The sequence below is a fragment of the Actinomadura rubrisoli genome, assembly GCF_004349215.1.
GTDB classification, from domain to species: domain Bacteria; phylum Actinomycetota; class Actinomycetes; order Streptosporangiales; family Streptosporangiaceae; genus Spirillospora; species Spirillospora rubrisoli.
The window spans coordinates 18,077-37,411 of sequence record NZ_SMKU01000053.1 but is presented as its reverse complement, the minus strand read 5'-3'; the positions used below and the strand labels follow the sequence as shown (position 1 = coordinate 37,411).

The following is a 19,335-nucleotide window of genomic DNA, read 5'->3' as shown; positions in this document are numbered from 1 at the left end:
CGACAGCAGCCCGGGCAGGCGGGCGAGGTCTTCGTGCATGACGGCTCCTGCGGTAGGGGTCTGCCCATCGCACGCTAGGGAGGGGGAGGGGGCGTGTCGCGATCCAATCCGGGGAAGTGGCCTGGACGTGTGACGGGCGTCACGCGGTGTGGCGGGGATGTTCCGGGGAAAGGTCACTGGAACTGGGTGTTTTCGGGCTGAACGGAAAACCCGGTTAAAGATCCGGGCTGCTTACGAGATGAGGACGAATAGCCCTTCGTCGGCGTATGTAGCTTTTCTCTCTCGGGGCCGTGCATCGCCGAATGGGGGACCGTGTGGCGGAAGCTGAGGGCACGTGGGGGGCTCCGGCGGCGGGAACGCCCGCGCCGCCGGGCGTGCACGCGGCCGCGCCGGATCTGGAGGACCTGCGGGGGGCCGCGCACGACCGCGCGATCCTGTCCGAGGCGCGGGTCGTGCTGGCCAGGCGGCTCGGCGTCCCGCCCGGGGAGGCCCTGCAGCACCTGATCTGGCTCGCGCGCGACCTGGACATGGAGCTGGCGGAGGCGGCGGCCCTGGTGGTCGGCGCCCGCGAGCAGGAGGGGGGCGCGGAGGGGACGGGCGCGGTCGTGGCCGAGCGGCGGCCGCCGCGGGCCGAGGGCGCCGAGGACCGGCAGGCGGTGATGTCGGAGGCCGAGGACGTCCTGCGCCGGGTGACGGCCGAGGACACCGCCGGGGACGCCGAGATCATCGCGGGGCTGCCGGAGGACCCGGCGGCCGGGGCCGTCCTGGACGGGACGCTGGACGGGGCGGCGCACCTGGTCCCAGTCCGGGGCCCGGACGGGCGGGTCGCCGATTTCCTGTACGCGCGGCTCAACGCCGTCGCGCGGGACCTGTTCGGGCGGGGCGCGGGCGAGCTGACCGGGCTCCGGCTGCTGCGGACCGACCCGGGAGCGGTGCTCAGCGGGCTTTTCGACTCCTATGTGGAGGTGCTGGAGACCGGGTCCGGGATGGAGTGCGCGTCGATCAACTACAGCACCGCCCAGTCCGGCCTGTCCCGCTCGTCCCGGATGAGCGTGCGGTGCGTGGCGGTGCCCACCGGCATCTGCGTGACCTGGCGCTACCACCGCGACGAGGACCGGCAGGCGCGGCGGCTGGAGCGGGTCGAGCGGCTCGCGCTGCTGGGGTTCGGCGAGTGGGACCTCGCCACCGGGGAGGCGGACTGGACCCCGCAGATGCTCGCCAACTACGGGCTGAGCGCCGACGAGGTGCCGCCGATGCCGCACGACCTGCCCAAGGTCGTGGCGGACGACGACCTGCCGCTGGTCGAGGACGCCGTGCAGACGCTGTTCTCCCGCCGCGAGCCCGTGGAGGCCGAGCACCGCGTCGTGGGCGAGGACGGGGCGCAGCGGCACCTGTGGGTGTTCGCCGAGCCGGTCCTGGACACGGCCGGGCTGCCCGTCTCGATCAACATCGTGTCGCAGGACATCACGCGCCGCCGGGGCGTCGAGCGGGCGCTGGCCGAGACCCGCCGCCAGATGCTGGACCAGCAGGCGCAGACGGCGCAGGAGCGGCGGGTGGCGGTGACGCTGCGCCGCGCGATCCTGCCGGACGAGGACGAGTTGGAGCCGCTGCCGGGGCTGGGCACCGCGATCCGCAGCCTGGCGGCCGAGAGCACCGCCCGCATCGGCGGGGACTGGTTCGCGACGCGGGCGATGCGGAACGGGCGGGCGCTGTTCGCGATCGGGGACGCGGCGGGGCACGGGCTGCCGGCCGCGGCGGCGATGGCCCGCACCCGCAACGGGCTGCTCGGGCTCGCGTGCACCGAGCAGCCGTCCGGGCGGCTGGTGGGCTGGCTGAACGAGCTGCTGGGGCACATGGACCCGCCCGCGACGGGCACCGCCGTCGTCGCGCAGTTCGACCCGCGCCGCCGGGTGCTGGAGTGGACCTGCGCGGGGCACCCGCCGCCGATCCTGGTGCGGGGCGGGCAGGCGGCGCAGTTGGAGGTCGTCCCGGACCCGATGCTCGGCGCCCTGCCGGGCTGGGAGTACGGGACGGTCAGCACCAGGCTCCGGCCCGGCGACCTGATCTTCCTCTACACCGACGGCCTGGTGGAGCGCAGGGACGTCGACCTGGACGAGCGGATCGCGCGGCTCACGGGCATCCTGCGGGACTCCTCCACCGGGCCTGAGCTGGTGCTGGACGAGGTGCTGGCGCGGATGGAGCACGACCGGGCGGCTGACGACACCACCATGTTCGCCCTGCGCGTGGAGTGACCCAGGTCACATCGATCCAGATGTGGTGACCCCGTGTGACCTGCGCTTCGTATTTGGGCCTCTCAGGGTGGTCCGCGACGCGATCTGGGCCGGGGGACGGGAGGGCCGTGGGGCGGTCTTTACCCGGCCGATGCGTCCGGGCAAAGGTAAAACGTGCCCGGTGCGCCGGAGCGTCCGATGCCCACGTCATAGGGGTTTGGGCCCAGTTACCGTGCCGGTCGCGCCCGGCGGGCTTAAAGATCGGGAAGACCCGACCGGGTACGGGCGTTGGGACAGTCTTGGAAGGGCCTTGAGCAGGCAAGAGAGTGCTTTGTGCCTGTTTTGCTTTTCTTGGGAAGGTTGGTACCTTCTACCCGAATCCCGCAGCGCGTTCCATGCGTTGTGCCGGCCGTGCCAGCCACGGCCGCAGGTCGCGGAGCGGTAGCCGCACGCGACGCGCGCCAGGACGAGGCGCGCCCCCTCATCAAGATCACGCTGAGAAATATCCGCATATCCGGCACCGCCACCCGCGGTGCGAGGCCGAGTCCGTTCCGGTCCGCGTGACCGGACGGAGCCGGGGACCCAGGTTCCAGGGGTGAATCGGCGCGTCCCGAGACGTGCCGTAGGGCTACTTCCAGGCCCGAATCCGTCAGCTAACCCGGTAGGCGTCATGGGAGAACAAGGAGATTCCCTGCATGACCGGTCGTTTCGATCGACTTTCCATCAGCAGCCTTACCCCCGAGGACAGGGCCGTCGGCGTCGCCGTCGGCGCGGTGCTGATCGGCGCCGTCGGGCTGTCCGTCTTCAACCCCCTCGCCGGTGACCGCGCCACCGCGGAGACCCGGGCGCAGGCCGCGGCCGTCGCGGACCAGGGCGTCGGCTCCAGCGAGTCGTCGCACGTCAGGACGGTGTCCACGACCGAGGCCCGCCGCGAGGGCTTCAAGGTGGCCCCCCACCGCGTCAAGGCCAGCGAGGTGATCAAGGTCGCCGAGTCGCAGGTCGGCATCCGCGAGGGCAAGGGCGGCGAGACCAAGTTCCACAAGTGGTACATCTCCACCCCCCACGCGGCTCAGACCGCCAAGCGCGACGGCGGCAACGTCGCCGAGTACAACGGCGCGAGCTGGTGCAACATGTTCGTCTCCTGGGTCGGTGCCCAGACCGGCGCCAAGGACATGGGCTGGGACGCCTACACCGTCCAGCACGCCAAGTGGTTCAAGGGCGAGGGCCGCTGGGGCACGACCCCGAAGCCCGGCGCCGTGGTGTTCTTCGACTGGAAGAACGGTCGCAGCGGCGGCATCGAGGGCATCGAGCACGTCGGCCTCGTCGTCAAGGACAACGGCAACGGCACGATCAGCACCGTCGAGGGCAACACCGGCAACGCGGTCAAGCGGAAGATCCGCAAGGAGTCGCAGGTCGTCGGCTACGGCTACCCCGACTACAAGAGCTGATCCCCGCCCCCGTGCGGACGGCATCATGAAGGCGCCCGGCCCCCCGGCCGGGCGCCTTCGGGCGTCTCCGGGGCCTCCGCTCCTCCTGGGCCGTCTGGCCGTTCCTGGGGCTTGCGCGTGATGTGACCCGCCTCTCCTGGTGGTTCGCCAATGTCGGGTAATGCGAATCATTGACAGCCTTTGATCGGGCTTGGACCTCGTCGCGGCGTTCCGGGAAAGGAATCACTGGCACGCCGAAGACGCCGAGGGGAGGCCCATTGGAGGGACGCCCGGACGTCAGCGTGGTGGTGATCGCCTTCAACGACGCGGGACGGCTGCCCCGCGCGGTCGCCTCGGCGCTGGCGCAGTCGATGGGCGGCGTCGAGACGGTCATCGTCGACGACGCCAGCACCGACGGCACCGGGAGGGTGGCCGACCGGCTCGCCGCGGCCCATCCGGGACGGGTCCGGGCCGTGCACCTGCCGTCCAACTCCGGGGGCTGCGGCCGTCCGCGCAACGCCGGGATCGAGCGGTCGGACGGCCGGTACGTGATGTTCCTCGACAGCGACGACCTGCTGGACCGGCACGCCTGCCTCAACCACGTGGCCGCCGCCGAGGAGACGGGCGCCGACCTGGTCTCCGGGCTCTGCGAGAGGATCTTCCTGGACGAGCCCCCGGGCTCCAAGCGGCGGGTGCGCCCCTGGTATCCGTGGCTCTACAGGCGCAGGGCCGTGTACGGGTCGCTGGGCGAGAATCCCGACCTGCTCTACGACACCCTGTCCACGAACAAGGCGTACCGGCGGGGCTTCCTGGAGGACAACGGGCTGCGCTTCGTCGAGCGGCTGCACTACGAGGACCTGCTGTTCACCGCCGAGGCGTACCTGGCGGCCGAGCGGACCGCGCTGATCCCGCACCGCGTCTACCACTGGCTGGTCAAGGAGCGGACGTCCGCGCCGTCGATCTCCAACCGGCGCGCCGAGCCGGCCAACTTCGCCGACCGGCTGGAGATCCACCGGCGCATCGACGCGCTGTTCGCGCTGCGCGGCGCCCACGAGCTGAAGAAGGCCAAGGACGCCAAGTTCGTCAACCACGACCTGCTGCTCTACCTGCGCGACCTGCGCGGCCGCGACCCCGCCTACCGGGCGCGGTTCCTGGACCTGGCCGCCGGCTACCTGGCCGAGCTGGACCCGCGCGTGTTCGAGGCGGCCAACCCCATGCCGGCGATCGCCGCGTACCTGATCCGCGAGGGCGATCACGCGGGCGCGCTGGCCGCCGCCGAGTACGGCCGCGGCAGGCATCCCGAGCTGCGCGCCCCGCTGGTCGAGCGCGACGGCCGCGTCCTGTGGGGCGGCGATCCGTCCCCGGCGGCCGCGGGACGGCGCGTCCTGGACGTGACCGACTTCGGGTTCCACCAGCGGCCCCTCAAGGAGCTGCGTCCGGCCAACACCGTGACGCGGCTGGAGATGCGCGGCGAGCGCGCCCACCTGGCCGGATACGTGCTGAACCCGCTGGACCGGGTGCCCCCGGACGCCGAGCTGAAGGGGACGCTGGAGTTCGTCGACCGCCGCCGCCCGCGCAGGAAGCAGCGCGCCGGGGCGAGGGTCAGCCACCAGGGCGCCCGCCTGGAGTGGCGGGCCGATTTCGACCCCAGGCGCCGCGTCCGGCCGGTCGGGTTCGTCGACCCGGTCTGGGACGTGCGGCTCCGCGTGAGCGTGGACGGCGAGGAGATGATCACCTGCCCGGGCGACGGCGCCGGGTCGCCCTCGCTGGGCGGGGTCGCGCTGCCGGTAAGGCCCCGGCTGACGCGGCTCGCCGCCGACCGGCTCCGCTCCTACGTCACCGGCGGCGGGCACCTGGCGTTCACCCTCGACGCGCGGAACCCGTGGGCCCGGCTGGCCAGGGCCGTCGTGCTGCGCGCCGCCGCCACGCGGGCGGGACGGCGGGCCTGGGGGCGGGCCAGGGGGCTCGACCGGTCCGCGCGCCGCGTCCTGACCTCCCGGAAGACCAAGACCGCCCTGTTCAACCGGGTGCTGAGCCGGCTGCCCGTCCGCCCCGGGCAGGTGGTCTTCGAGAGCCATCTGGGGACGCGGTACGCCGACAACCCCAAGTACATCTACCGGGAGCTGCGCCGGTCCGGCAGGCCCGTGCGGGCCGTCTGGTCGTACGCGTCGTCGACGAAGGGGTTCCCGTCCGACGCGGCCCTGGTGCGGCGCGGGTCCTGGGCCTACTACCTGGCGCTGGCGCGGGCCCAGTTCTGGGTGGACAACCAGGGCTATCCGGACGGTCTCCGCAAGCGGCCCGAGACCACCTATATCCAGACCTGGCACGGGTCCGCCTACAAGCGCATGGGGGACGACCAGCCCCGGCTCAAGGGCGGGCCGGCGTCCGAGCGGGCCCGGCAGCGCCGCATGGTGGAGCGCTACGACTGCTTCCTGGTGCGCTCCGAGCACGACGTCACGACGCTGGCGAGGGGGCTCGGCGTCCGCGCCGAGCTGCTCGCGGCCGGCTACCCCCGCAATGACCCGCTGGTCACCGGCGTGGCCGGGGATCCGGAGCTGGCCGCCGAGGTCGCCGAGATCCGCCGCTCGCTCGGGCTGGAGGACGGGCGGCGCGCCGTCCTGTACGCGCCGACGTTCCGGACCGGGCCCGGCGGGCGGCCCGTCCGCCGGCTGGACCCGCCGATCGACCCCGGCGTGTTCGCCCGGGAGCTGGGGGAGGAGCTGGTCCTGCTCGTCCGGCCCCACTACCTGTGCGGGACGAGGCTGCCGCCGTCCGCGCGCGCCGTGATGCGCGACGCCGGCGCCGTAGCCGACGTGACCCCGCTGCTGCTGCTCGCGGACGCGCTGGTCACCGACCACTCCTCGATCATGTTCGACTACGCGCTGCTCGACCGGCCGATCGTCCTGCACCTGCCGGACGAGGCGGACCTCGGCACCGGCTACTTCGACCTGGAGCGGCACGCGCCCGGGCCGATCACCCGGACCGAGGACGAGCTCGTCGCCGCGCTCGCGAGCCTGGACGCCTCGGGCGCCGCCCACGCCGCCCGGCGCCGCGCGTTCGCCCTGCGGTTCGGCGAGCACGACCGCGGGACGGCCGCCCGGACGGTGGTGGAACGGTACTTCGCCGAAGGGAGCGAACGTGGCAGCACCGCGTGACGTCTTCATCGTCTGCAACAACGTCGACGACATGGGGGGCCTGCAGCGCTGGGCGCACCACATGGCGCGGCTGCTGGCCGCCCGGGGCGACCGCGTCACCCTCGTCGGCATCACCCGCGGGGGCGAGCCGTACCACCATCGCCGGGACGGCTCGTACGCCGTGGAGGTGCTGCACGGGGAGTGGCGCCCGCCCACGCTCGCGTGGCGGCCGGGATCGCTGCGGCGGCGCCTGAACGCGGTGGCGCGCGCGCAGGACCTGTGGCGCCGCGCGGCCCAGCGGCGCGGCGCCGCCCGCCTGTCGGAGCTGTTCGCCGGCGCCCGGCCCGGCGCCGTCGTGATCGTGGCGCAGGTGTGGGCGATGGAGTGGGTCCGGCTGGCCTGCACCTCCGGGCTGCGCGTGATCGGCATGAGCCACGAGTCGTACGCGGCGACGCGCCGGTCGTCCCGCTACCGGCGGGTCAGGGAGCACTTCGCGGGCGCGGACCGGCTGCTCGTGCTCACCGCCGAGGACGCCGACGCCTGGGCGCGGGACGGCATGACCAATGTGGACTACGTCCCGAACCCGCTGCACGTCACGCCCCGCGTCTACCCCACGCTCGACCTCCCCGTCGTCGCCTGCGTGGGGCGCCTGTCGTACGAGAAGGGCGTGGACCTGATGCTGGAGGCGTGGGAGCTCGTCGCGGCCGCCCATCCCGGCTGGCGGCTCCACGTCTACGGCAACGGCCCGGACGAGGACGAGCTGCGCGCGCGGGCGGCCGCCGCCGGCCTGTCCGGCTCGGTGGAGTTCCGGGGCGTCGTCGACGACGTGGAGGACGCGCTGGTCGAGGCGTCGGTGTTCGCGCTGCCGTCCCGGGACGAGGGCTTCCCGATGTCGGTGCTGGAGGCGATGGCCTACGGGCTGCCGTCCGTGGCGTTCGACTGCGCGCCCGGCGTCCGCGCGCTGCTCGGGGACGAGGAGGGCGGCCTGCTGGTCGGGCCGGGCGACACCGCCGCGTTCGCCGCGGCGCTCGGGCGCCTCATCGAGGACGCCGACCTGCGCCGGGCCCTGGGCGGCGAGGCCCGCGCGTCCGTCCAGCGGTTCCGGCCGGAGGCGGTGCTCGCCCGCTGGGACCGGCTCTTCGACCTGCTCCACCGCGACCTGCCCGGCCACGACGTGCCTGGCCGCGAGCTGCCCGATCGTGACCTGCCCGGCCGCGACGTGGCCCGTCCCACTCAGGCCCGCCCCGAGGCGCTCCCCGGCGGCCCGCCGCGACGCGACCGGCCGCAGGTGCCCAAGGAGACCGTCCCGGACGCGGCGCCCGGGCCCGTCGCGGGGCGCGAGGCCGAGCCCGCGCTGGAGGGCGATTCTTTCTAACAACTGTTTGGTAGAGTTCCGGGCGTGAAGCAGAACGAGTCCCCGGCGGACCGGGCGTTCCGCGCCGAGGTCCGCGACTGGCTGGGCGCCAACCTGTCGGGCGCGTTCGCGCACGCCCGCGGGCTCGGCGGGCCGGGCCGCGAGCACGAGGCGTTCGAGGAGCGGCTGGCCTGGGAGCGCCACCTGGCCGCCGCGGGCTGGACGTGCGTCGGCTGGCCGGCGGAGCACGGCGGGCGCGGCGCGACCGTCGGGCAGCAGGTGATCTTCCACGAGGAGTACGCCCTCGCCGGCGGTCCCGCGCGGGTCGGCCACATCGGGGAGAACCTGCTCGGCCCCACGATCATCGCGTTCGGCACCGACGCGCAGCGCGCCCGGTTCCTGCCGCCGATCGTCGCCGTCCGGGAGCTGTGGTGCCAGGGCTACTCCGAGCCCGGCGCGGGCTCGGACCTGGCCGGCGTCCAGACGCGGGCGGTGCTGGAGGACGGCCGGTGGGTCGTCGACGGGCAGAAGGTCTGGACGTCCCTCGCCCTGGAGGCGGACTGGTGCTTCGCCGTCTGCCGCACCGAGCCCGGGTCGTCCCGCCACCACGGCCTGTCGTACCTGCTGGTCCCGATGCGGCAGGACGGCGTCGACATCCGGCCGATCGTCCAGCTCACCGGGACCTCGGAGTTCAACGAGGTCTTCTTCGACGGCGCCCGGACGGACGCCGCCAACATCGTGGGCGCCCCCGGCGACGGCTGGCGGATCGCGATGGCCACGCTCGGGTTCGAACGGGGCGTCGCGACCCTCGGCCAGCAGGTCGGGTTCCGCCGCGAGCTGGACGGGGTGATCGAGCTGGCCCGCCGCACCGGCGCCGTCGACGACCCGCTGCTGCGCGACCGGCTCACCCGCGCGCACATGGGCCTGGAGATCATGCGGCTGAACGCGGCGCGGACCATGGCGGGCGTCGCGGCCGGGGCGCCCGGCCCCGAGTCGTCCATCTCCAAGCTCGTCTGGGGCACCTGGCACCGCGAGCTCGGCGAGCTGGCCATGGACGTCCTCGGCGCCGCCGGGATGATCGCCGACGGCGCCCCCTACGACCTGAGCGACTGGCAGCGGCTGTTCCTGTTCTCCCGCTCCGACACCATCTACGCCGGGTCGAACGAGATCCAGCGCAACATCATCGCCGAGCGCGTGCTCGGCCTCCCACGTGAGCGGCGAGGGACCGAGTGAGGAACGAGCGAGAGCGAGCGCGACCATGAGCGCAGAGGTGCGGCAGTGACGCCCCCCGCCTACGTCCCCGGGCACGGCCTGCTGAAGGACCGCGCCGTCGTCATCACCGCGGCGGCCGGGGCCGGGATCGGCGGCGCCGTGGCGCGCCGCTGCCTGGAGGAGGGCGCCCGCGTCGTGGTCTCCGACGCGCACGAGCGGCGGCTCGCCGCGTCCGCGCTGGAGCTGGAAAAGGAGTTCGGCGCCGGCCGGGTGGCCTCGCTGCCCTGCGACGTCACCGACGAGGACCAGGTGCGGGCGCTCTACGGGCTGGCCCTCCAGCGGTACGGGCGGATCGACGTCGCGGTCAACAACGCCGGGCTCGGCGGCACCGCCGAGCTCGCCGACATGACCGACGAGCAGTGGACCCGCGTCCTGGACGTCACGCTGAACGGCACCATGCGCTGCACCCGCGCCGCCCTGCGGATCATGCGCGGGCAGGGCGCGGGCGTGATCGTCAACAACGCCTCGGTGATCGGCTGGCGGGCGCAGAAGGGCCAGTCCCACTACGCCGCCGCGAAGGCCGGGGTGATGGCGCTGACCCGCTGCGCCGCGCTGGAGGCCGCCGCCTTCGGCGTCCGGATCAACGCGGTGTCGCCGTCCCTCGCGATGCACCCGCACCTGGTCAAGGTGACCTCGGAGGACCTGCTGGACGAGCTGACGCGCCGCGAGGCGTTCGGCCGGCACGCCGAGCCGTGGGAGGTGGCCAACGTTATCGTCTTCCTGGCGAGCGACTACTCCTCGTACATGACGGGCGAGGTCGTCTCCGTCTCCTCCCAGCACCCTTAGGAGCACGATGAGTCCACGACGGCGCGACGCCGAGGGCACCGCCGCCGCCCGCGCCCAGCGGCGGGCCGAGCTGCTCGCCACGGCGGCCGAGGTCTTCGCCTCCCAGGGGTACTCCGCCACCACCGTCCGGAAGGTCGCCGACGCCGCCGGGATCCTCGGCGGCAGCCTGTACTACCACTTCGACTCCAAGGAGTCGATGGCCGACGAGATCCTCTCGACGTTCCTGGACGAGATGTGGGCCGCCTACGACCGCGTCCTCGGATCGGGGCTCGGCGCGCGCGACACCCTGGAGGCCATCGTCGTGGAGTCGTTCCGGTCGATCGACCGGCACCGCCCGGCGGTCGTGCTGTACCAGAACGAGTCCAAGCACCTCGCGAACGCCGAGCGCTTCCGCTACCTCCTCGACTCGCACCGGCGGTTCGAGGAGATGTGGATGTCGCTGCTGGCGCGGGGCGTCGACGAGGGCGCCTTCCGCGCCGACCTCGACCGGACGCTGGTCTACCGGTTCATCCGCGACACCGTCTGGGTCGCGGCCAACTGGTACCAGCGCGGCGGGCGGCTGTCCGCCGACGACATCGCCAAGCAGTACCTCGCCATGGTCCTGGAGGGGATCCAGGCGAGCTGAACCCCCTACGGAGGAGACCTCCCATGGCCGAGGCATACATCGTCGAAGCCGTCCGCGCGCCGGTCGGCCGGCGCGGCGGCGGGCTCGCCGGCGCGCACCCCGCCGACCTGGGCGCGCACGTGCTGTCGGCGCTGATCGACCGCGCGGAGGTCGACCCGGCCGCGGTCGAGGACGTGGTGTTCGGCTGCGTGGACGCCGTCGGCCCGCAGGCCGGCGACATCGCCCGGACCTGCTGGCTCGCGGCCGGGCTGCCCGAGGAGGTCCCCGGCGTCACCGTCGACCGGCAGTGCGGCTCGTCCCAGCAGGCCGTCCACTTCGCGGCGCAGGCCGTCCTGTCCGGGACGTCCGACCTGGTCGTGGCGGGCGGCGTGCAGAACATGTCGCAGATCCCCATCGCGTACGCGATGACCGCCGCCGGGCCGCTCGGCTTCACCGAGGGCCCGTTCAACGGCTCCAAGGGCTGGGTGCGCCGCTACGGCGACGGCGAGGTGTCGCAGTTCGCCGGCGCCGAGATGATCGCCCGCGACTGGGACATCTCCCGCGAGGAGATGGAGGCGTTCGCCTACGAGTCCCACCGGCGCGCCGTCCGCGCGATCGACGAGGGCCGGTTCGAGCGCGAGACCGTCCCGTACGAGGGCCTCACCGCCGACGAGGGGCCGCGCCGCGACACCACCCTGGAGAAGATGGCCGGCCTGAAGACCCTCGTGCACGGCGGGCGGCTCACCGCGGCCCTCGCGTCCCAGATCTCGGACGGCTCCGCCGCGCTGCTCATCGCGTCCGAGCGGGCCGTCAAGGACCACGGCCTCACCCCGCGCGCCCGCGTCCACCACCTCTCGGCCCGCGGCGAGGACCCGATCCGGATGCTGTCCGCGCCTATCCCCGCCACGGCGTACGCGCTGAAGAAGGCGGGGATGACGATCGGCGACATCGACACGGTCGAGATCAACGAGGCGTTCGCGTCCGTCGTGCTCGCCTGGCTGAAGGAGACCGGCGCCGACCCGTCCACGACCAATCCCAACGGCGGCGCCATCGCGCTCGGCCACCCCCTCGGCGCCACCGGCGCCCGCCTGATGACCACCCTCCTGCACGAGCTGGAGCGCACGGGCGGCCGCTACGGCCTCCAGACGATGTGCGAGGGCGGCGGCCAGGCCAACGTCACCATCCTCGAACGCCTCTGACCCCCGCACCCCACCGACCCCCGCGCGGCTGGGCCGGAGCCCGGCGGGGTCTCAGATTCCGATGAGGCGCACGCGATCCCCGCAGAGCCTGGTCATGTCGTCGACGTCCGACGTCAGCATGGCGACCGGCGCGGGCTGGCGGAGGGCCGCCTCGGCGACCGTCGCGTCGATGGCGTGCTTGTGGCCGTGCATGCCCGCGGCCTTGAGCAGCTCCGCGGCGCCCTTCGCCGCCCGCTCGGTCACCGGCTCGATCTTCACGCGGGACAGGGCCCACCGCAGCTTCGGGATGTCGATGCGGGAGTGGCTGACCTCCACGATGGTGTTCGCCCCGACGACCAGGTCGGTACCCATCTGGTGGAAGACGTGGAACATCGCCATGATCTTCCGGTCCTGGCCGATCCACGCGGACAGGCCCTCGGAGTCCAGGACGAGGGTCTCTATGTGCGGTGTCACGCGGCGCCCGTCCGTCCCGACGAGGCGGACCCGAAGATCATCGTGTGCGCCTCGGCCAGCTCCTCGTCGGTGAAGTCGCCGTGCTCTCGCCGGTGGCGCCGGAGGTCCTCGCCGAGCAGTTGGTGCCTGATCTGCCGGGACACGGCCTCGGCCACGTACCCGGAGATGTTGTCGGTCAGCTTCTTGAGCTCGGCCACCTGTTCGGTGGGGAGCGTGACCGTGATGCGCGTCGTCCCTGACATGCCATCGAGCATACTGCGGTATGCGAGAGCGGGCCCTGGTTGGTGAGCGTGGCGGCTGCATGATCGTGTGGGAGGTGGGGAGCGGATGCGTGATGCGGGGCGCGATGCTGGACGGGCTGCGGACCGTGGAGGTCTCCAGCTTCGTCGCCGCGCCGCTCGGCGGGATGACGCCGGCCCAGCTCGGTGCCGACGTGATCCGCGTCGACCCGATCGGGGGTGCCGCCGACACCGGCCGCCGGCCGCTCGCCCCGTCCGGGACGAGCCTGCTCTGGACCGGCATGAACAAGGGCAAGCGGTCGGTCACCGCGGACTTCCGGTCCGCGGAGGGGCCGCGAGGTGGTGACGCGGCTGGCCGCGGGCGCCGGGATCGTCCTGACCAACGCGGTCGGGCGGGGCCGGCTGTCGCACGAGGCGCTGTCCGCCGTCCGGCCCGACCTCATCCATCTGCAGGTCGAGGGCCACCACGACGGGAGGGCCGCGGTCGACTACACCGTCAACGCCGAGATCGGCTTCCCGCTGGTGACCGGGCCCGCCGACCACGCCGGGCCGGTGAGCCACGTCCTGCCCGCGTGGGACGTGGCGTGCGGGCTGTACGCGGCCGTCGGGCTGCTGGCGGCCGAGCGGCGCCGGTCGCGGACGGGTGAGGGCGCGCGGATCAGGCTGCCGCTGTACGACGTGGCGCTCGCCACGGCCGGGAACCTCGGGCTCCTCGCCGAGGCGCAGCTGGGGGAGGAGCGGCCGCGGATCGGCAACCACCTGTTCGGCGGGTTCGGGCGCGACTTCGCCGTGGCCGGCGACCGCTACCGGCACCGCGAGGCGCTCGCCGCCCTCGCCGCGCCCTGGTTCGCCGCCCGCACGATGCCCGAGGTGGAGGACACCCTGAAAGGGACGTCCGTGCTGTGGGCCCCGTACCGGCGGTTCTCCGAGGTCGACCTGGCGGGCAACCCGATGATGGGGGAGGTCGACCAGCCCGGAGTCGGGCGCCTGCGCGTCCCGTCGTCCCCGCTCGACGCCGGGAACCGCGAGGCCGTGCCCGCGCCCGGCCTCGGCGAGCACACCGACGAGGTGCTGGCGGACCTCGGCCTGGACGCGGCTGGGCTGCGCGCCAAAGGCGTGGTCGCGTGATCGAGGGAGGCGCCCGAGCCGCGGGAGATCACCGAGGTCAGTCCGGTCAGGCCGCGGGGACTGGAGGCTCGCTGACGGCGGCGCCGCCGACGCGCTCCGCCCTGACGTGCAGGACGTAGCGCTTGATCTCGTCGGCGATCTCCTCTCCGCCCCAGCCCAGCCGGGGCGCGAGCAGCTCGGCGACGTGGCCCGCCGCGGCCAGGCCCCCGCCCCGCTCCTCGATCGAGACGCGCAGGCGGCGCGCCAGGACGTCCTCCAGGCGCAGCGCGCCTCGTGGGTCACGGCGTAGACGGCCTCGGCGCACAGGTAGTCGTCCGCGCCCGGGATGGAGGCGCCGAGCGCCGGGTCGTCCGCGACCAGGTCCAGGACCTCGCGGGCGCACGACCCGTACCGGTGCAGCAGGTGCTCGACCCGGGCGACGTGCAGCCCGGACGCGGCGGCGAGGCGGCGCCGCTCGTTCCACAGCACCTCGAAGCCGACCGCGCCGAGGAGCGGCAGCCGCCCGGTGACCGAGGCGGGGACCGGCTCGTCCAGGCTCTCGGCCACCAGGTCGATCGCGTCCCGCGCCATCACCCGGTAGGTGGTGAACTTGCCGCCCGTCACGACGACGAGGCCCGGCACCGGCTCGGCGACGGCGTGCTCGCGGGACAGCCGGGCCGTGTCGTCCATCTCGCCGGACAGCAGCGGCCGCAGCCCCGCGTAGACCCCCTCGATGTCGTCGTGGGTCAGCGGGGTGCGGAGCACGGCGTTCGCCCGCTCCAGCAGGTAGCCGACGTCGGTGTGGTCGGCGACGGGCTCGTCCGGCCCGCCGTCCCATGGCGTGTCGGTCGTGCCGATCAGCCAGTGCCGCCCCCACGGGATGATGAACAGGACGCTGCGCTCCGTCCGCGTGATCAGGCCGGTGTCCATCGGGATCCGGTCGCGCGGCACGACCAGGTGGACGCCCTTGGACGCCTTGACGGCGAACGAGGCGCGCGAACCGGTCATCGCCTGCGCGCCGTCCGTCCACACTCCTGTCGCGCACACGACGCGGCGGGCCCGGACGGCGATCTCCCGGCCGCCCTCCAGGTCGAGGACGTGCGCGCCGGTCACGCGCTCGCCCTCCCGCAGGAACCCGGTCGCCTCGGCGCGGATGGCGACCCGGGCGCCGTACTGCGCGGCGGTCCGGGCGACCGTCATCGTGTAGCGGGCGTCGTCCACCTGCGCGTCGTAGTACTGGATCGCGCCGATCAGCGCGTCCGAGCGCAGCGCCGGGGCCTCCCGCAGCGCGCCGCGCCGGGTCAGCTGGCGGTGCCGGGGCAGCGACCGGGTCCCGCCCATCGTGTCGTACAGGGTGACGCCCGCGCTGACGTACGCCCGCTCCCACACCCGGCCGCGCAGCGGATACAGGAACTGGACGGGACGGACGAGATGGGGCGCGAGCCGGTGCAGCAGCAGCCCGCGCTCCCGCAGCGCCTCCCGGACCAGGCCGAAGTCACGCCGCTCCAAGTAGCGCAGCCCGCCGTGGATCAGCTTGTTGGAGCGGCCGGAGGTCCCGGCGGCCCAGTCGCGCGCCTCCACGGCGGCGACGGACAGGCCCCGGGAGATCGCGTCGAGGGCGGCGCCGGCGCTCGGCCGCCGCCTCCTGGAACTCTGACCCCTGATCGCTCACGGGAGGCTGGCCACGGCTATGTGGGGGCGGCCGGTGATGGGGTGGGCGCCGATGTGGGCGCGGACGCCGAACACCTCCGCCACGAACTCCGGCGTGAGCACCTCCAGCGGCGGCCCGGAGGCCCGGACCGTCCCGTTCTGCAGGACGACCACGTGGTCGCAGTAGGCGGCGGCGTGGTCCAGGTCGTGCAGCGCGGCGAGCAGCGTCAGCCCGAGCGACCTGACCAGGTCGAGCAGGCCGAGCTGGGCGCGGACGTCCAGGTGGTTGGTCGGCTCGTCCAGGATGAGCAGCGGCGCCTCCTGCGCCAGGGCCCGCGCGACGAGGGCCCGCTGCCGCTCGCCGCCGGACAGGGTCGAGAACAGCCGCCCGGACGCGTGGGCGAGGCCGACGCGCTCCAGCGACTCCGCGATGGCCGCGCGGTCCGCCGCGTTCTCCCTCTCCAGGACGCCCTTGTGCGGGCCGCGCCCCATCGCGACGACCTCGGCGACGGAGAACTCCCCGGCCAGGTCGCCGTGCTGGGTGACGACGGCCCGGCACCGCGCCGCGTGCCGGGCCCGCATGCGCCACAGGTCGTCGCCGTCCAGGGAGACGACCCCGGCGGCCGGGCGCAGCGAGCGGTAGACGGTGCGCAGCAGCGTGGACTTCCCGCTGCCGTTCGGGCCGATCAGCCCGACGAACGCGCCGGGCTCGGCGACGAGGTCCACGCCGGACACGATCGGCGTGCCCTCGATCTCGGCGGTGACCCCGGCGATGTCCAGCCGCATCAGGCACCTCCCGAGCGGCGCCGCAGCAGCCACAGGAAGAACGGGACGCCGAGACCGGTGGTGAAGATGCCGATGGGCAGCTCGTTCGGGCGGTCGGCGGTCCGGGCCACGATGTCGACCGCGACCAGGAACACCGCCCCGGTCAGCGTCGCGACCGGCAGCACCCGCCGATGGTCGCCGCCGACCACGAACCGGGCCGCGTGCGGCACCATCAGCCCGACGAACCCGATCCCGCCGACGACGCTGACGGACGTCGCCGTCAGCAGGGACGCGACGACCAGCAGCGCGATCCGCAGCGCCTGCACGGACGCGCCGAGCCCGGCCGCCGCGTCGTCCCCGGCCATCAGCGCGTTGAGGGCGCGCCCCTGCACCAGCAGGAACAGGGTGCACACCGCGATCACGGCGGCGGGGACGCCGAGGTCGGACCAGGTCGCGCCCGCGATGCTGCCCATCAGCCAGAACATCAGGCCGTGCAGCTCCGACGGGTCCACCTGGAGCTGGACGTAGCTGGTCGCGGCCGAGCACAGGTAGCCGACCGCGACCCCGGCCAGCACGAGCCGCGAGTCCAGCAGCCGCCCGCCGCGCTGCGCCAGCGCGTACACGACCAGGACGCTGAGCGTGGCCGTCGCGAACGCGGCGCCGGTGACGCCGAGACCGCCGAGGGCCGTCGTCCCGAAGGACACCACGAGCACGGCGCCCAGCGAGGCGCCGGAGGAGACGCCCAGGATGTACGGGTCGGCGAGCGGGTTGCGGACGAGCGCCTGGAGCGCCACGCCCGCGACGCTCAGCCCGGCGCCGACGAGCGCCGCGATCAGCACGCGCGGTGTTCGGATGTCCCAGACGATCTGGTCGCGGAGCGGGTCGCCGGACGCGGAGCCGGTCAGGTGGGCGCCGACGACCCGCCAGACCGCGCCGACGGGCAGGTTCACCGAGCCGATCGAGATCGCGGCGACGGCGACCGCGACGAACGCGACCGCCAGCCCCGCGATGAGCACGCCGGTCATGGCGCCGGACACCATGTGCGGCCCCCGGCGGGCGGCGCCCGGGGCGGCGGTCTCTGCGGTGCGCTCGGCGACGGCCTCAGCCATCGGGGTGCACCACCTTGGCGAGCTTCTCGACGGCCCAGGCGTTGAGCGGCCCGAGGAACGCGCCGTCGGCGATGGCCGTGTACGTGCGGGTCTTGGACGCCTGCCACTGCGGGTACTCGGCGAACAGCGTGCGGGCCTGGGCGGCGGGATCCTCGGACGGCGTGAACGCGCCCACCGCGACGACGTCGACCCGCGCGGTGGCGAGCTGCTCCTTGGTGAGCGTGCTCGTCACGTCCCGGGACCGTCCGGCGAACGCGTTGACGCCGCCCGCCGCCGCGATCACCTCGTCGGTGATCCGCCCGGTCATCACGGCGGGCAGCCCGGCGGCGTTCATCATCGACATGCCCGGGTAGACGATCAGGACTTTCCTCGCGGGCCGTCCGGCCACCCGGGCCCGGACCGCGCCGACCCGCCGCCGCAGGTCCGCCGACACCGCGGCGGCCTTGTGCTGGACGTCGAAGACCCGGCCGAGCAGCGCCAGGAACTCGTGGGACGACTCGATGGAGATCCGCTCGTAGGCCCGCTTCTCCGCCTCGGACGCGCCCGGCTTGCCGTAGGCACAGTTCACCGGGTTGACGAGCGTGGTGATGCCCGCCGCGGCGAGCTGCTCGCGGGTGGCGTGGCCGCGCTTGGCGTCGAACCCGCCCGACCAGGTCGAGACGACCAGGTCGGGCTTGGCGGCGAGCACCTGCTCGGCGGGCACGTCGAAGTTCTTGTTCATAGTGAGCCCGCGGGTGGGGAGCGCCTTGACGGCCGCGACCATCGACGGATCGTCCGACACCCCGTACGACTGGGCGTTGGCGAGGACGTGCTTCTGCAGGCCCAGCAGGACGAAGCTCTCCGACTCGGCGACCGACGTGCCGTTCAGGATCAGGACGCGCTGCGGCGGGCGGGTGAAGGTCACCTTCTGCCCGCAGTTGCGGAACGCCAGCGGGTAGGAGGTCTTGCCGGGCGCGGTGGCGGCCTGCGCGGTCGGCTCGTCCCCGGCGGACGAGCCGGAGCACGCGGCGGCGCCCGCGAGGGCGAGCGCGGCGAGCGCGGACAGCGCGGCCCGCCTGCGCGGCTTGCGGTCGAGCAGTGGTTGGCGGTTGGGCAGTGGTTCGCGATCAGACGGTCGTCTGCGATCAGACATGGGGACTTCCCTCATCCGGTGGGGCGATGGCATGCGCGAGGCACGCCGCGCAGCCCCGCCGGGCTCAGGCGGGGTCAGGCGGGGTCAGGCGGCGCGCGGCGGGGCCGCCGGAGGGCCGCGGCGCCGGACGGCGCGGGCCAGCAGGACGCCGAGGCGCGGTGCCGGGTCGTCCGCGACCACCACGGGCCACGGCGGACGGTGCGTCTCGGCCGGGCGGACCACCAGCCGGGCCGCCAGGGCGACCGCGAAGACCGCGCCGTACAGCCACCAGACGGCGCGCTCGGCGCCCGCCAGCAGCGCGGCGGCGGAGACGGCGGCCACGGCGTGCCCGGCCAGCATGGACGGCCCCATGGCGAGGCCGGGCGGCCCCGCCTCCGGCGCGCCGGCACCCATGTGGTGCGCGGGCCCGGGCGCCGCGAGGGTGAACGCGAGGTGGAAGGCGACCTGGGCCCAGCCCATCACGGCCAGGATCCGCCGGAACGACATCATCCGCCCGGCGAGGCCCACGCACAGCGCGCCGACCACGCCGCCCGCGGCGAGGACGGCGGGCAGCGGCGGCAGGCAGCAGTCCCCGGCGCCGCCCAGGACGTGCCCGCCGAGGGAGAGCAGCGTGCAGGCGGCCGCGAGGAACGCGCCTCGCACGCACCGCGGCACCGCCGCAGGCGAGCACCGCGGCACCGCCGCTCCCGAGCCGGTCACGTCCGCCAGCCTAGAGCCCGCTCCCCGGCGTCCCCCGCCACCCCCACGATCATGGCCCGCGGCGGCGGAGGTCAGCGCCGCGCGGGGGCCCGGGCGGCCAGGGACGGCAGCTCGTCCACCGTCCACTGGTCGGAGACCGTGGCGGGCGTCCTCGCCGCGGCCGGGGTGGACGGC

The 19,335-nt window shown here is 74.3% G+C and carries 15 protein-coding genes, 2 pseudogenes and 1 riboswitch; of the genes and pseudogenes, 10 read left to right on the top strand and 7 right to left on the bottom strand.

The features are described from left to right. The first annotated feature begins 314 nt into the window (after positions 1–314). From E1298_RS13455 to E1298_RS13420, 8 genes are all read left to right on the top strand, one after another. Complete coding sequence (locus E1298_RS13455) at positions 315–2,252, top strand: PP2C family protein-serine/threonine phosphatase (protein WP_243725561.1); 1,938 nt, start codon at positions 315–317, stop codon at positions 2,250–2,252. 507 nt (positions 2,253–2,759) lie between these two features. Beyond that, positions 2,760–2,913, top strand: a riboswitch (cyclic di-AMP (ydaO/yuaA leader). A gap of 13 nt (positions 2,914–2,926) precedes the next feature. Next, positions 2,927–3,679, top strand: coding sequence for a CHAP domain-containing protein (locus tag E1298_RS13450; RefSeq protein WP_131892922.1), 753 nt, complete (start codon positions 2,927–2,929; stop codon positions 3,677–3,679). 257 nt (positions 3,680–3,936) lie between these two features. Further along, positions 3,937–6,813: a bifunctional glycosyltransferase/CDP-glycerol:glycerophosphate glycerophosphotransferase gene (locus E1298_RS13445; RefSeq protein WP_131892920.1), complete on the top strand. Its 2,877-nt coding sequence runs from the start codon at positions 3,937–3,939 to the stop codon at positions 6,811–6,813. After that, positions 6,797–8,167 carry a glycosyltransferase gene (locus tag E1298_RS13440; RefSeq protein WP_243725560.1) on the top strand — a complete coding sequence of 457 codons (1,371 nt, stop codon included), beginning with the start codon at positions 6,797–6,799 and terminating at the stop codon, positions 8,165–8,167. The genes E1298_RS13445 and E1298_RS13440 overlap by 17 nt, the downstream gene beginning before the upstream one ends. Positions 8,168–8,191: 24 nt before the next feature. Then, a complete protein-coding gene (locus E1298_RS13435; RefSeq protein WP_131892918.1) occupies positions 8,192–9,379 on the top strand; it encodes an acyl-CoA dehydrogenase family protein in 1,188 nt (395 codons plus the stop codon). A gap of 45 nt (positions 9,380–9,424) precedes the next feature. Beyond that, positions 9,425–10,204 (top strand): SDR family oxidoreductase, encoded by a 780-nt coding sequence (locus E1298_RS13430; protein ID WP_131892916.1) that lies wholly within the window; start codon positions 9,425–9,427, stop codon positions 10,202–10,204. Between the two features lie 7 nt (positions 10,205–10,211). Next, positions 10,212–10,829 (top strand): TetR/AcrR family transcriptional regulator, encoded by a 618-nt coding sequence (locus E1298_RS13425; RefSeq protein ID WP_131892914.1) that lies wholly within the window; start codon positions 10,212–10,214, stop codon positions 10,827–10,829. A 23-nt stretch (positions 10,830–10,852) separates the two neighbouring features. Then, positions 10,853–12,007, top strand: a complete 1,155-nt coding sequence (locus E1298_RS13420; RefSeq protein WP_131892912.1) for an acetyl-CoA C-acetyltransferase — start codon at positions 10,853–10,855, stop codon at positions 12,005–12,007. Between the two features lie 51 nt (positions 12,008–12,058). Here E1298_RS13420 and E1298_RS13415 read toward each other — a convergent pair whose 3' ends face one another. Both E1298_RS13415 and E1298_RS13410 read right to left on the bottom strand, forming a co-directional pair. Then, entirely contained in the window at positions 12,059–12,460 is a 402-nt protein-coding gene (locus tag E1298_RS13415; RefSeq protein ID WP_131892910.1) for a DNA-binding protein, read from the bottom strand. Next, entirely contained in the window at positions 12,457–12,702 is a 246-nt protein-coding gene (locus E1298_RS13410) for a type II toxin-antitoxin system CcdA family antitoxin (protein ID WP_131892908.1), read from the bottom strand. The genes E1298_RS13415 and E1298_RS13410 overlap by 4 nt, the downstream gene beginning before the upstream one ends. A 20-nt stretch (positions 12,703–12,722) precedes the next feature. Between E1298_RS13410 and E1298_RS51555 the strand changes: the two are divergent. Together E1298_RS51555 and E1298_RS13405 are read left to right on the top strand one after the other, a co-directional pair. After that, a pseudogene (locus E1298_RS51555) lies at positions 12,723–12,971 on the top strand (CoA transferase); the annotation flags it as partial. A gap of 67 nt (positions 12,972–13,038) precedes the next feature. After that, a complete protein-coding gene (locus E1298_RS13405) occupies positions 13,039–13,827 on the top strand; it encodes a CoA transferase (RefSeq protein ID WP_341770623.1) in 789 nt (262 codons plus the stop codon). Positions 13,828–13,873: 46 nt separating this feature from the next. Here the strand turns inward: E1298_RS13405 and E1298_RS13400 are convergent. The 5 genes and pseudogenes from E1298_RS13400 to E1298_RS13380 all read right to left on the bottom strand — a co-directional run. Next, positions 13,874–15,435: pseudogene (locus tag E1298_RS13400) on the bottom strand (glycerol-3-phosphate dehydrogenase/oxidase); the annotation flags it as partial. Positions 15,436–15,474: 39 nt separating this feature from the next. Further along, entirely contained in the window at positions 15,475–16,242 is a 768-nt protein-coding gene (locus E1298_RS13395) for an ABC transporter ATP-binding protein (protein ID WP_131892906.1), read from the bottom strand. Next, positions 16,242–17,330: a FecCD family ABC transporter permease gene (locus E1298_RS13390; protein ID WP_131892904.1), complete on the bottom strand. Its 1,089-nt coding sequence runs from the start codon at positions 17,328–17,330 to the stop codon at positions 16,242–16,244. The genes E1298_RS13395 and E1298_RS13390 overlap by 1 nt, the downstream gene beginning before the upstream one ends. After that, positions 17,323–18,462, bottom strand: a complete 1,140-nt coding sequence (locus tag E1298_RS13385; RefSeq protein WP_131892902.1) for an ABC transporter substrate-binding protein — start codon at positions 18,460–18,462, stop codon at positions 17,323–17,325. Before E1298_RS13385 ends, E1298_RS13390 begins: the two co-directional genes overlap by 8 nt. A gap of 84 nt (positions 18,463–18,546) precedes the next feature. Continuing rightward, positions 18,547–19,161 (bottom strand): hypothetical protein, encoded by a 615-nt coding sequence (locus tag E1298_RS13380; protein WP_131892900.1) that lies wholly within the window; start codon positions 19,159–19,161, stop codon positions 18,547–18,549. Positions 19,162–19,335 lie beyond the last annotated feature (174 nt).

Bases quoted from the DNA above. Each gene is read 5' to 3' on its own strand.
- E1298_RS13420 (WP_131892912.1), top strand. From the start codon at position 10,853: ATGGCCGAGGCATACATCGTCGAAGCCGTCCGCGCGCCGGTCGGCCGG.
- E1298_RS13410 (WP_131892908.1), bottom strand. From the start codon at position 12,702: ATGTCAGGGACGACGCGCATCACGGTCACGCTCCCCACCGAACAGGTG.
- E1298_RS13395 (WP_131892906.1), bottom strand. From the start codon at position 16,242: ATGCGGCTGGACATCGCCGGGGTCACCGCCGAGATCGAGGGCACGCCG.
- E1298_RS13425 (WP_131892914.1), top strand. From the start codon at position 10,212: ATGAGTCCACGACGGCGCGACGCCGAGGGCACCGCCGCCGCCCGCGCC.
- E1298_RS13385 (WP_131892902.1), bottom strand. From the start codon at position 18,462: ATGTCTGATCGCAGACGACCGTCTGATCGCGAACCACTGCCCAACCGC.
- E1298_RS13450 (WP_131892922.1), top strand. From the start codon at position 2,927: ATGACCGGTCGTTTCGATCGACTTTCCATCAGCAGCCTTACCCCCGAG.
- E1298_RS13390 (WP_131892904.1), bottom strand. From the start codon at position 17,330: ATGGCTGAGGCCGTCGCCGAGCGCACCGCAGAGACCGCCGCCCCGGGC.